The organism is Streptomyces sp. NPDC012827, assembly GCF_042900905.1.
GTDB classification, from domain to species: Bacteria; Actinomycetota; Actinomycetes; order Streptomycetales; family Streptomycetaceae; genus Streptomyces; species Streptomyces gulbargensis.
This window is the reverse complement of record NZ_JBIBBY010000008.1, coordinates 373887-385907: the sequence shown is the minus strand read 5'-3', so window position 1 is coordinate 385907 and position 12021 is coordinate 373887. Positions and strand designations below refer to the sequence as shown.

The 12021-nt window shown below is 73.5% G+C and carries 9 protein-coding genes; 3 read left to right on the top strand and 6 right to left on the bottom strand.

Translation table 11 applies throughout. The features are described from left to right. Positions 1-2285: AMP-binding protein (locus tag ACFY60_RS20235; RefSeq protein ID WP_388612122.1), on the bottom strand; the 2285-nt coding region annotated here is incomplete at its 3' end. A 287-nt stretch (positions 2286-2572) separates the two neighbouring features. Between ACFY60_RS20235 and ACFY60_RS20230 the strand changes: the two genes are divergently transcribed. After that, entirely contained in the window at positions 2573-3442 is an 870-nt protein-coding gene (locus ACFY60_RS20230; RefSeq protein ID WP_388612121.1) for a hypothetical protein, read from the top strand. An 82-nt stretch (positions 3443-3524) separates the two neighbouring features. Here the strand turns inward: ACFY60_RS20230 and ACFY60_RS20225 are convergent, their stop codons facing one another. From ACFY60_RS20225 to ACFY60_RS20215, 3 genes are read right to left on the bottom strand one after another with little or no spacing between them, the layout of a single operon-like run. Further along, positions 3525-4238 carry a thioesterase II family protein gene (locus ACFY60_RS20225; protein ID WP_388612120.1) on the bottom strand — a complete coding sequence of 238 codons (714 nt, stop codon included), beginning with the start codon at positions 4236-4238 and terminating at the stop codon, positions 3525-3527. Between the two features lie 29 nt (positions 4239-4267). Next, the gene (locus ACFY60_RS20220; protein WP_388612119.1) at positions 4268-5047 is read right to left on the bottom strand and encodes an ABC transporter permease; all 780 of its coding nucleotides are present in this window, start codon (positions 5045-5047) and stop codon (positions 4268-4270) included. Next, positions 5047-6090: an ATP-binding cassette domain-containing protein gene (locus ACFY60_RS20215; protein WP_388612118.1), complete on the bottom strand. Its 1044-nt coding sequence runs from the start codon at positions 6088-6090 to the stop codon at positions 5047-5049. The genes ACFY60_RS20220 and ACFY60_RS20215 overlap by 1 nt, the downstream gene beginning before the upstream one ends. A 196-nt stretch (positions 6091-6286) precedes the next feature. Between ACFY60_RS20215 and ACFY60_RS20210 the strand changes: the two genes are divergently transcribed. After that, entirely contained in the window at positions 6287-6712 is a 426-nt protein-coding gene (locus tag ACFY60_RS20210; RefSeq protein WP_309055563.1) for an SCP2 sterol-binding domain-containing protein, read from the top strand. Between the two features lie 164 nt (positions 6713-6876). Here ACFY60_RS20210 and ACFY60_RS20205 read toward each other — a convergent pair whose 3' ends face one another. Next, entirely contained in the window at positions 6877-8550 is a 1674-nt protein-coding gene (locus ACFY60_RS20205) for an AMP-binding protein (RefSeq protein ID WP_388612117.1), read from the bottom strand. Positions 8551-8982: 432 nt separating this feature from the next. Here ACFY60_RS20205 and ACFY60_RS20200 point away from each other — a divergent pair, with 432 nt between their 5' ends. Next, positions 8983-9681, top strand: a complete 699-nt coding sequence (locus ACFY60_RS20200) for a response regulator transcription factor (protein WP_309053778.1) — start codon at positions 8983-8985, stop codon at positions 9679-9681. Between the two features lie 28 nt (positions 9682-9709). Here the strand turns inward: ACFY60_RS20200 and ACFY60_RS20195 are convergent, their stop codons facing one another. Beyond that, the gene (locus tag ACFY60_RS20195) at positions 9710-11968 is read right to left on the bottom strand and encodes a heavy metal translocating P-type ATPase (RefSeq protein ID WP_388612136.1); all 2259 of its coding nucleotides are present in this window, start codon (positions 11966-11968) and stop codon (positions 9710-9712) included. Between the last annotated feature and the right edge of the window lie 53 nt (positions 11969-12021).

Below are 12021 nucleotides of genomic sequence, written 5' to 3'. Positions count from 1 at the left end.
ATGCGGTGGTTGATGTCGTGGATGGTGTTGCGGGCGCCGCGGTGGTCGATCATCACGCCCTTGGGTTGACCCGTCGACCCCGACGTGAAAATCACATAGGCGAGATCAGTGGGCTCACGGCGGACACCGTTCACCTCCTCCGCTGACCCGTCCTCCTCCAGGGGCCACACCTCGCACGCGTCGACCTCCCACGCCCGCGTACCCGCCGGCCACGTCACCTCCTTCACCGCCGTGTGGGTGAGCACCGTCCTCGCCTCGGTCTGATCCAGCAGGTGCTCGATACGAGCCTGCGGAAGCTCCGGGTCCACCGGCACATAGGCCGCTCCCGCGTGCAGGATGCCGAGGACGGCCGCGACCTGCTCCCAGCCCTTGTGCATGCTCACGGCCACCAGCTCTCCCGGCCGTGTTCCCTCGCCCCGGAGCCGGTGGGAGATACGCCGCGCGCGATCGGCGAGTTCCCGGTAGGTGAGGGTGGCCGTGGCGGAGATGACGGCGATCGCGTCCGGGGTGCGTGCGGCTTGTTCGAAGACCGGTTCGTGCAGCAGCCCCTCGGGCAGGGGAGCGGCGGTGTCGTTGACCCGGGCGATGACCTCCAGGTGCGCGGCGGGTGCGGAGACCGGGTGCGGTTCCTCCCACACCTCCGCCGTGTCGGCCAGCCGCTCCAGGAATCCGACGTATGCGCCGAAGGCGTCGTCCAGCACCCCCGGCGGGAAGGCCGCCTCCACCGCGTCCCAGCTCACTGTGAGTGCCGCGTCCTGCTCCACCACCTGGCAGTCGAGCACCACCTGCGGCGTCTGCGACACCGCAGAGACCGCACACCCGAGCCCCGGCACCGGATTCCCCGCCGAGCCCGGCATGCCGTGCCCCAGGATGCTGGTGAAGACGACGGGCATGGCGGCGCGGGCGCTGCCGTGCTCCCGGGCCAGCTCCCGGATCATCCGCACGCCACCGAACGCCCGGTGCTCCAGGTCCTCCCACAGCTGCCGCTGCAGCGCACCGGCCCGGGCCGCGAAGGCACCGGAGTCCCTCGTGTCCGCCTCAAGGAGAACGAGATTGGTGAAGTCACCGATGAGGCGCGGGGTGTGGGGGTGCAGGGCCGGCCGGTCGCCGATGGTGACGTTGAGGGTGAAGTGCGGCTCCTTCGCCCACGTCGCCAGGGTCTCGGCGTACGCCGCCGCCAGGAGCGCGCTCGGCGTGAGCCCCCGTGCGTGTGAGGCGTCCTTCAGGCGTTCCCACTGCGCGGCGGGCAGGGTGTGGGTGCGGCGGGTGAAGCGTGTGGGCGTGCCGGGCGGGACGGGGACGCTGGGCAGTTCCGGGGCCGGGGGCAGGGTGTGGAGCCGGTCGAGCCAGTACGAGCGGGCCGCCGCGTCCTCCCCCTGGGCCGAGAGCGCGGTGCACAGGTCGCGGAAGGAGATGTCGATCGCGGGCAGTTCCCGCTCCGGGTCCTCGTAAAGGAGCGCCCACTCGCTCAGCAGAACTTGCACCGATGCCGCGTCCGCGATCAGCATGTCCAGGCTCAGGTGGAGGCGGGTCGAGCCGTCGGGGAGGCGCTGGGCGCGCAGGTCGAACAGCGGCCACCGGTCCGCCGGCCGTACCTCGTGCGAGAGGGTCTCGCGCAGGGCCGCCACCGCGGCCTCGGCGTCCTGCTCCGTGTGTCCGGTCAGGTCCTCGTAGCCGATGGTGAAATCCGGCACGGAGGCGAGGATCTGCTGCCGGCCGTCGGGACGGACGACCGCCCGCAGCATGTCGTGGCGTCCGACCAGCCTCCGGATCACCCGGTGCGCCCGGTCGAGGTCGAAGTCCTGCGACACCAGCTCCAGATACAGGTGCGTGGAGACGTCACCCAGCTCGAAGAGTCCCGAACGGCCCAGCCAGTACGCGTGCTGCACATCGGTCAGCCCGAACGGCTCGAACCGGGACCCCTCATCGGCCGAGACCTCCACCGCCGCCGAACCCCCGGGCTCCTCCGGTTCCAGGAGCCGGGCCTCGACCAGCACCGCCAGCTCCCGCAGGGTCGGCGCCCCGACGAGCTCCGTCAGTGACGGAGCCGTACCCATCTCGGACTCCACCGTCAGCTGGAATTCGGTCGCCTGCAACGACTCCAGGAAGAGCGGCTCGTCCGGGTCCGCCGGGCCCTCCCGGCCGGTGATCCGCTCGTAGCGCTCGCGCAGGTAGGCACCGAGCCGGTCGATCCGTTCGGCGGGCGCGAGGGACAGGAGGACCGTACGGTCCGCCGCGCTCGTGCCGGGGTTTCCGCTCGGGGTTCCGCTGCTGGTCGGATTCACTGCATCCCTCCGGAGTGCCGTTCGGCGAAGCGTCCGCGCGGCGGGCCCGGGACCGGGCACGCACCGGGTTCCGTGCGCGGGACTGCGTACCGGCCCACACTTCCCGCGGGCGCGGGACAGCCGCCACCCCCGAAGGGCTGGCGGAGCAGACCGGACAGCCGGCGACGTCGGCGGTGACCGTTCGAGGGGGGCGGGAGGTTGGCCTCTTCGGCCGCGCCCTGCTGGTCTTGGTGCCGGCCCGCCGCCGACGCAGGGTGCAGGGACTGCCGTCTGCCGAAGGAGCGACCGTGAAAGGCCCCACCCGCAAGCGGAGTGTCGGGCGGACCCTGCTCCGCCTCATCCCCGTCCTGGCCGTGCTCGCCGCGGCCGGCGCCTTCATCATCGCCAACCGCACCGAGGCGATCACCCCCGAGGGCACGCCGGTGTCGCTCGCGCAGGCCCTCAAGACGTACCGCGCGCACCCCACGGCTTTCCGCGAGGAGCTCGGCCAGATCAAGAACCCCGTGGCGCCCAGCCAGAAGATCAAGGGCTTCTCGAAGCCGAAGGCCGGCGTGTACACCTATGCCACCACCGGCCAGGACTCGATCATCTACGCGGGCGACAGCTACGAGCGGCCGTTCCCGAAGGAGACGTACGCGCGCGTGCACCACTCCGCCGGTTGCGTCTGGGAGCTGTACTTCGCCCCCATCGAGGAACACGTCGACGCCCACCGCCAGTGCAGCGGCAAAGGCGAGTACCTGTGCCTGGCCCACATGCAGAAGGTGAGCTTCGCCGGCATCGAGGGCGACGAGGCGCACCGCTGCAACCCGGCCATGGTGCAGGTCGGCGGTGACGCGGTGCGGCCCGGCGGCAAGGAGGAGACCATCTGCGTCGCCCACGGCAACCGGGCCCGCATCGTCATCAAATACGTCGGGGACGAGAAGGTCACCGTCGGCGGGGAGACCCGCGAGGCACACCACGTGCGCATCGACAGCTACGTCAAGGGCGACGGGCTCGACGGTGACGCCGTGGCCGACGTGTGGTTCGACAAGCAGGACGGCCTCTACCTCAAGGTCGTCCGCACCGCCGACGTCAACGTGAACCGGGGCGGCGGCAACAAGGGCACCTACCGGGTCGAGGCCACCTACACCCTCCGGTCCCGCACCCCCCAGGTCTGATCGCGCCCCCACACCCGCGCACGCCGCGGGGCCCGCCCCTCCCGGGAGGGGCGGGCCCCGCGGCGTGCGCGCGCCCGGCGGTTCAGCGCTGCGGCACCGCCGCGAGTCGGGCGCGCACGCAGGCGAGGAACCGCTCGCGGCTGTCGGCGGGGAAGAAGTGCCCGCCGGGCAGGACGTCCCGTTCGAAGGAACCCACGGTGTGCAGCCGCCACGGTTCCACCAGCGCGGCCGGCGCCCGGTCGTCCTCCGCCCCCGCCAGGGCCACGACCCGGCAGTCCAGCGGCACCCCCGGGATGTAGCGGTAGCCCTCCGCCGCGCGGAACTCGGCCCGCAGCCACGGTTCCGCAGCCCTGCGCAGCTCCGCGTGGTCCGCCAGCTCCGCAGGCGTGCCGCCGAGCAGACCGACCTCGTGCCAGAACGCCTCGTACGGCAGCTCCGCCAGCCTCCGCCCCGGCGACGGCAGATGGGGAGCCACATGGCCGGAGGCGATGAGGGTGTGCGGTCCGGCCGCGCCCCGGCGGGCCAGCTCGCGCGCCGTCTCGAACGCGATCAGCGCCCCCAGGCTGTGCCCGAGGAAGGCGTACGGCCCCGCCTCACCGGCCAGCCGGTCCGCGCACGCGGCCGCGAGCCCCGGCACCGAGCCGTCGTCCGGCCGGCCGTCCGCGCCCGCGCCCGCCCACGGGCCCCGCCCCAGCACCCGTACCTCCGCCTCCGCCGCCAGCGCCCCGGCCCAGGACCGGTACAGGGCGTCCGAGCCCCCCGCGTGCGGGAAGCAGTACAAGGTCATGTGCGCCATGGAGTCAGCTCCTCGGTCCGGTGCCGGTGTCAGTCCTCGACCAGCCGCGCGAAGGCCGGGATCACGAACAGCTGGCTGACGATCGTGATGCCGATCAGCACGACGGCCGCCTTCAGCAGTGCCTCGCCCACCGTGCCGCTCGTCGGCCCCGTCATCAGCGCCCGCACCCCCTCGATCACGTAGGTGAAGGGGTTCCACCGGGTCAGTTCGGCCAGCCAGGGCTGGAGCAGGTACGGGGGCGCCGCCGCCGGGCTCGCGAACAGCAGCAGCACCGACAGCGGCGCCATGGCGAGGGGCGCCTGCGGATTGCGGGTGCGCAGCGCCACCACGTAGAACACGCCGCCGTACGCCACCGACCACAGCGAGCACAGCAGCAGGATGGCCACCACCCCGAGCGCGCCCCGCTCGATCCTCGCCCCCAGCAGCACGCTGATCACCAGCACCACGAGCACCGCCGGGACCACCCGGATCGCGTCGAACAGCAGCCGTGACAGCAGCAGCGCCGTCGGCCGCACCGGCTGGAGCCGCAGCCGGTCGAGAAAACCGCTCTGGGCGTCCAGGACCAGCGCCGTGGCCGAGAACCCGGAACCCATCATGCCCGTGAACAGCAGCAGGCCGGGCGCCATGTAGGCCGCGTACGGCGTGACGGGGAAGCCCGGAATGAACGCCATCCGCTCGTAACTGGACGCCACGAGCGTGATGAGGAACAACGGGAACAGCACGGGGAACGCGAACGCGATGACCGGGCTGCGCACCCCCTCGCGCAGGTTCCGTCCCAGCAGGGTCAGCGTGCCGGAAGTGGCCGCCATCAGAATCCTCCTTGTCCGGTGCTGGCGGTGTTGCCGCTGCCGAGGGTCCGGCTCAGGGCGACCGCCCCGACCGCCGCCGCGCCCGACCCGCCGCCGCTCTCCAGGGTGTCGCCGGTCAGACGGACGAACACGTCCTCCACGGTCGGGTCGGCCACCGTCATCCGGTTCAGCGGCAGGCCGGCGTCCCGCAGCCTGCCGAGGAGCTCCGGCAGCAGCTCCTCGCGGGCGGACAGGTCCACGGTCAGGACCGTGCCGTCCACCCGGCAGGCAGGCTCCCCGACCAGCGCCACCGCCGTGTCCCGTACGCCCGGCTCCTCCGCCGGCAGCTTCAGGACCTTGCCGCCGAGGCCGCGCTTGAGACCCTGCGGGGTGTCGACGACCGCGACCCGGCCGTCCTTCAGGATCGCGATCCGGTCGCAGAGCGCGTCGGCCTCGTCCAGGTACTGGGTGGTGAGGAACACCGTGCCGCCGTCCTCGCGGAAGCGCCGTACGAACGACCACAGGGCCCGCCGGCTCTGCGGGTCGAGCCCGGTCGTCGGCTCGTCGAGGAACAGCAGCGACGGCCGGTGCACCAGCGCGAGGGTGGCGTCGAGCCGCCGCCGCATGCCCACCGTGTACGTGGCGACCAGCCGGTCCGCCACCTCCGTCAGGCCGAACGACGCCAGCAGCTCCTCCACCCGCGCCGCGCGCTCCCGGCGTCCCGGGCCCCGCGTGCCCCGGCGCCCGCCGGCCCGCAGCGAGGCGATCAGCGCCAAGTGCTCACGGCCCGTCATCAGCGGGTCCAGCGCCGCCTGCTGGAGCGACAGCCCGATCCGGTCCCGTACCTCCTGCCGCCGCTCGACGACGTCGAGCCCCAGCACCCGCACCGTCCCCGAGGTCGGCCGGACGAGGGTCGACAGGATCCTCACGGTGGTGGTCTTGCCGGCGCCGTTCCGCCCGAGATAGCCGAACACCTCGCCGGCGCGGACCGAGAAGTCGACCCGGTCGAGCGCGACCGTGCCGTCGTCGTAGGCCTTGTGCAGCCCCTCTGCCTCAATGGTCATGTGGCCAGCCTGGGCGGAGGGGCAGCGCGCCGACAGCGCGGATCGGAGCGTCGTTCGTGCGCGCCCCGCGTCCGATCGGGGTGACCGGACGGGCTGCCCGGACGTGCTGCGGCACGGACGTCCCGATGGCCCTGTGGGCGGAGCCCGGCACCGGGCTACAACGGAGGACCGGACCGTACGAGACCGAGGGGACTTCGTGAGCGTCTTTCCCAGTGCCGAGTGGCTGCAGGCATATGTCCGGCTCATCAACGACTCGGAGGAGTTCGAGGAGGCGGCGAGCACGTTCGAGGCCGACATCGCGTTCGTCTTCGAGGCGGAGGAGGAGCGCGGTGTCCCGGCCGACATCTGGTGCCTCACCGAATTCGGCGGCGGCAAGTGCAAGTGGGCGGAGTACGACGTCGGCGAGACCCGCGCCAAGGACGCCACCTTCGTGATCCGCGCCCCCTACACGGCGTGGAAGGGCGTCATCGAAGGCGAGATCGACCCCATCGAGGGCATGCTCGACGGCGATCTCATGGTGACCGGACACCTGCCGACGCTGCTGCGGTACGTCCGCGCCACCGACGAACTGGTCTCGCTGGCCGCACACGTGGCGAGCAGCTTCGTCGACGAACAGCGCTGACCACCGGGGGCCTCGCCCCTGGCACACCCGTGGGCCCCGCCGCACCCGGCGGGGCCCACGGGGTCCGGCTGCCCGGCGGGGCCAGGGGTCCGGCTGCCCGGCGGGGCCAGGGGTCCGGCTGCCCGGCGCGCCCCCGGCCGGCCGGGCCCCCGCCCCGGCGTCCGTCAGCGCGCCCCGGACACCACCTGGAGACCGCCCGACAGGTACAGCTCGCGGCACGCCCCGCGCCGCTTCTTGCCGGAGGAGGTCTTCGGCAGCGTCGCCGCCCGCACCACGACGACCTCGGCGGGAGCGTGCTGCACCGTGGCCCGCAGCCGGTCGAACAGCTCGCGGGCCGTCCGCCGCAGCGACTCCTCGCCGCCCATCCCCTCCGCCACGACCACCATGCGCTCGGTGTCCGGCAGCGAGAAGGCGATCACCTGCCCGGGCCGCACGCCCGGGACACCGTCGGCGGCGATCTCGTAGTCCTCGGGATACAAATTCCGGCCCCCGGCGATGATCATGTCCTTGATCCGGCCGCACACGTACAGCTCGCCCTCGTACAGGAAGCCCAGGTCACCGGTGCGCAGTCGGCCGCCGGTGAGGACCCCCGCAGTGTCGGGAGGCACCCCGGGCCCCCTCCAGTACCCGTCCGTCACCCCGGGCCCGCGCACCTGCACCTCGCCGATGTGCCCCTCGGGCAGCTCCCGGCCGTCCGCCGACCGGACGCTCACCCCGGTCCCGGGCAGGGGCCGGCCGCAGGAGACCAGCGGCCGGGCCGGGCGCGGATAGCCGTCGCCGCCGGCCGGGCCCTCCTCCGGGCCGAGCACCCGGACCGGACGGTCCGCCCCGGCGGCGCTCACCACCAGCGTGGTCTCGGCCATGCCGTACGTCGGGCAGAGGCTCGCGGCCGGCATCCCGGACGTACCGAGCACCCGCAGCGTCTCGTCGACGATGTCCGCGGTGACGGCCTCGGCCCCGTTGATCGCCACCCGCAGCCGGGACAGGTCCAGGGCGGCGGGCCGCAGTTGCTGGGCCTTCGCGGCCAGGCGGTACGCCGAGTCGGGGGCCGCCGTGATCTCCGCGCGCCAGGTGCTCACCGTCTCCATCCAGCACGACGGCCGGCGCAGGAAGTTCTCCGTCGGCAGCACCACGGCGTGCACGCCCTGCGCGAGCAGGCCGGCCACCGAGACGATGCCCATGTCGTGGTAGAAGGGCAGCCAGCTCACATAGGTGTGGCCGGGCCGCATGCCGAGGACCTCCATGCACGTCAGCACGTTGCCGATGAGCTGCCCCTGCCGCACCGGAACCGCCTTGGACGTACCGGTCGTGCCCGAGGTGAACTGGAGCATGCCGAGCCGGTCGGCCTCCGGCACCGGCGGTGGCGTGCCGGTGACGCCCGCCGTCGCCTCGTCCAGGCCGAGCACCCGGAACCCGGCCGGCACCTCGCCCGCCGGGCCGCCGGCCCGGGGCCCCGCGAGCAGGGCGCGTACCTCCGGCGCCCGGTCCGTCAGCAGGGCCGTCGCCCCGGCCACCGCCACCCGGTGGACGATGAGGCCCCGCGCCTCCCCGGCGTCGCCCCGCCGCTCGTGCGGCAGCATCACGGCGACGGCGCCGAGCCGCCACAGGCCGAAGAGGGCGAGCAGCATCCGCGGCGAGGTGGGCGCCAGCACGCACACCCGGTCACCGGGAGCCACCCCCGCGCGGCGCAGCCCGGTGGCCACCGCCGCGGCCCGCTCGTCCAGTTCGCGCAGACTCAGCCGGGCCGGCCGCATCGCCGCGTCGAGCACCGTCAGCGAGCCGCCGTGTCCGGCCGCCCGCGCGAGGGCCTGCGGTATCGAGGTCTCTGCCATTCCCATGGCCCCCCACGCTAGGCAGTCGCCGCCGGTGCCCGGCCCGTCCTTAGGCCTGTCCGAGCGGGGGTGCCCGATCGGCCGGACCGGGTGACGGGGCAGGCGCTCCAGATGCCCGGCCGACGTGCCGTGGTCCCGAAGAGACCGCGGTGGCGTGAACATTCCGGTCCGCCCGGCGAGGATTTTCGGCGTCGTTGCCTGGGGGTGCCCGGGCGGATAGTGTCTCGGCTACTAGCACCGCATAGTAGGACCCGGTCGAAAGACAAACGCGTCGAGGCCGAGCCGGAGTCCGAGGGCACGCATGTGTGTGCCCTTTGGCATGCCTCGACACGCAAATGCTCCGCAGCGTTCACGTGCTCCGCCGCTCTACCAACTCCCCGCCGTCGCGCACCCTGACGGACGGGCTCCCCGATGGTAAGCAAACAAGGAGGCCCAGTCGTGACCGAGACTGTCCACACCCCTGTCCAGGAGTACCTTCGGAAGGGTGAGGAGGCGCTGGACGTCGCCCTCGTCGTCCCCAACGAGATGGCGAGGTTAGGTCTCAAGACCATGCTGTCCGCCATGAGTATTCGGCACCTCGTCGAAGCCGAGTCCTGTGAGGAACTCACCCGCAGTCTCGACCGAATACCCGTCGACCTGGTCATCATTTCCTGTACGGGCTACGAATTCGAGGCACTGGAGGAGTCCCTGCGGGACGTGGCCGAAAAGGGGGCCAAGGTTCTCTTCCTGCTGGAAAGCGCCGCCCAGCACATGATCGTGCAAGCGGCGTGTCTACCCGTCGACGGATTCCTCATACAGTCGGAACTGACCAGGGCGGATCTCGTCGACGCCCTTCGCAGGATATCCATAGGCGAGATCTCCATGCCCTCCACGCTCGCCCGCCAGCTGCTCTCCCAGGTCCGGGAGCGCGGCGGCGTGAAGTCGCCGCGCCCCGTCTCCCTGACCCCCCGGGAGCAGCAGGTGCTGTCGCTGGTGGCGGACGGTCTCAGCAACAAGCAGATCGCCCGCCGGCTGGACATCTCCGAGCACGGTGCCAAGCGCCACGTCGCGAACGTTCTCGCCAAACTGAACAGCCCCAACCGGACCCTGGCCGTGGTGACCGCCCTCCGGGAGGGCCTGCTCCCCGCCCAGGTGTGACGGGATGACCGTCACCGCCCGGCCGGCGTCACCGTGAGCCGGCCCCCTCCCCGCGCGGCCGCCACGTCCGCAGCCTCAGGCTGTTGGCCACGACCAGCAGCGAACTGCCCGACATAGCCAGCGCGGCCAGCATCGGATGGAGCAGGCCGACCGCGGCCACCGGGATCAGGAGCACGTTGTAGCTGAAGGCCCAGGTGAGATTGGATCCGATGACGGCCAGCGCCCGCCGTGCCAGTTCCACCGCGTGCACCACGGCGAGGATGTCGTCCCGGACCAGCGTCACCCCGGCCGCCCCGATGGCCGCGTCGGTCCCCGTCCCGAGCGCGATCCCCAACTCGGCACGGGCCAGTGCCACCGCGTCGTTCACCCCGTCGCCCACCACCGCCGGCACCCGTCCCGCGGCCCGCAGCTCCTCCACCACCTCCGCCTTCCGTTCCGGCGAGGCCGACCAGTGCACCTCCCCGACGCCGAGCTCGGCCGCCACCCGCCGCGCCGCGCCCGGCCCGTCGCCCGTGAGCAGCACCGTCCGCAGCCCCAGGGCGTGGAGCCGCTCCACGGCCCGGGCGGCGCCGGGGCGGGTCGTGTCCCCGAACACCAGCACCGCGACCGCCGCCCCGTCCACCTCCACCACCACGGCCGTACGGCCCGCCGCGTCGGCCTCCGCCGGCACGCCCGCCAGCGTCCCCGGCAGCCCGGTGGCGGCGCGCGGCCGCAGCACCCGCACCCGCCGGCCCCCGACGGTCCCGCTCACCCCGGTCCCGGTCATCGCCACGAACGCGCCGACCTCGGGGGGAGGGACGGACGCCGGAGCCGCCGGGAGCTTTGAGCCTCCGGCGCCCTCCGCCGCCTCCACGACCGCCCGCCCGATGGGATGCTCCGACAGCCGTTCCACGGCCGCCGCGAGCCGCAGCACCTCGCCGCGCTCCCAGCCGGCCGCCGTCACCGTGTCGAGCAGCCGCATCCGGCCGGTCGTCAGCGTCCCGGTCTTGTCCAGGACCACCGTGTCGATCTCCCTCAGCCGTTCCAGGACCTCCGGCCCCTTGATCAGCACCCCCAGCTGCGCGCCGCGCCCCGTCGCCGTCAGCAGCGCCGTCGGCGTGGCCAGGCCCAGGGCGCACGGACAGGCCACGACGAGCATGGCGACGCCGGTCGTCACCGCGCCCTGCGCCGTGGCGCCCGCGCCCAGCCAGAACGCCGTGACCGCCACCGCGAGCGCCAGCACCACCGGTACGAACACGCCGGCGACCCGGTCCGCGAGCCGTTGCGCCCGCGCCTTGCCGGCCTGCGCCTCGACCACCAGCGCGGTGATGCGGGCCAGTTGGGTGTCGGCGCCGACCGCGGTGGCCCGGACCACCAGGCTGCCGCCGAGGTCCAGCGTCCCGCCGGTGACCCGGTCCCCGGGGCCCGCCTCGGCCGGGACGCTCTCGCCCGTCAGCATCGACACGTCCAGAACCGCCCCGCCGCGCACCACCACACCGTCCGTGGCGACCCGCTCGCCCGGCCGGACCAGGAAGTGCCCTCCGGGCAGCAGCCGTTCGACCGGAATCCGGTGCTCCCCGCCCCCGTCCGGGCCGTCGACGGCGCTCACGTCCTTGACCGCGAGCTCCGCCAGGGCGCGCAGCGCGGAACCGGTACGGCGGCGGGCCCGCGTCTCCAGGAGCCGCCCGCACAGCACGAACAGCGGCACGCCGACCGTCGCCTCCAGATAGACGTGGGCGTCGGCGGAGCCCGCGGACAGCGAGAACGGCATCCGCATGCCGGGCGTCCCGGCCCCGCCCAGGAACAGGGCGTACACGGACCACAGGAAGGAGGCCAGGACGCCGAGACTCACCAACGTGTCCATCGTCGCCGTGCGGTGCCGCAGCGCCCGCAGCGCACCCCGGTGGAACGACTCCGCGCCCCACAGCGCCACGGGCGCGGCCAGCAGGAAGCACACCCACTGCCAGTTGAGGAACTGCGCGGCCGGCACCATCGAGACGACCATGACCGGCAGGGCGAGGAGCGCCACCAGGACGACGCGCAGCCGCGCCTCCGTGTCGTCATCCCCTTCCTCCGCCGGCGCCCCCGGACCGGCGTCACCCGGGCCGAGCGGCGCCGCCGTGTATCCGGCGCGTTCGACCGCCGCCACGAGCCGCTCCACCGGTACCTCCGGCGGATGCAGGACCCGGGCCCGGCCGGTGGCCAGGTTCACGCCCGAGGTGACCCCCTCGATCCGGCCGAGCCGCTTCTCCACCCGCGCCACGCACGCGGCACACGTCATCCCGCCGACGGCGAGGTCCGTGGTCACCAGTTCCCCGGCGCCGCAGTCCCGCGCCCCTCCCGAACCGGCCGCCTCTCCCG

What these genes read in the sequence shown, in the direction of transcription:
- ACFY60_RS20205 (WP_388612117.1), bottom strand. Translation starts at nt 8,550, where the DNA reads ATGGGAATGGCAGAGACCTCGATACCGCAGGCCCTCGCGCGGGCGGCC.
- ACFY60_RS20225 (WP_388612120.1), bottom strand. Translation starts at nt 4,238, where the DNA reads ATGGCGCACATGACCTTGTACTGCTTCCCGCACGCGGGGGGCTCGGAC.
- ACFY60_RS20220 (WP_388612119.1), bottom strand. Translation starts at nt 5,047, where the DNA reads ATGGCGGCCACTTCCGGCACGCTGACCCTGCTGGGACGGAACCTGCGC.
- ACFY60_RS20215 (WP_388612118.1), bottom strand. Translation starts at nt 6,090, where the DNA reads ATGACCATTGAGGCAGAGGGGCTGCACAAGGCCTACGACGACGGCACG.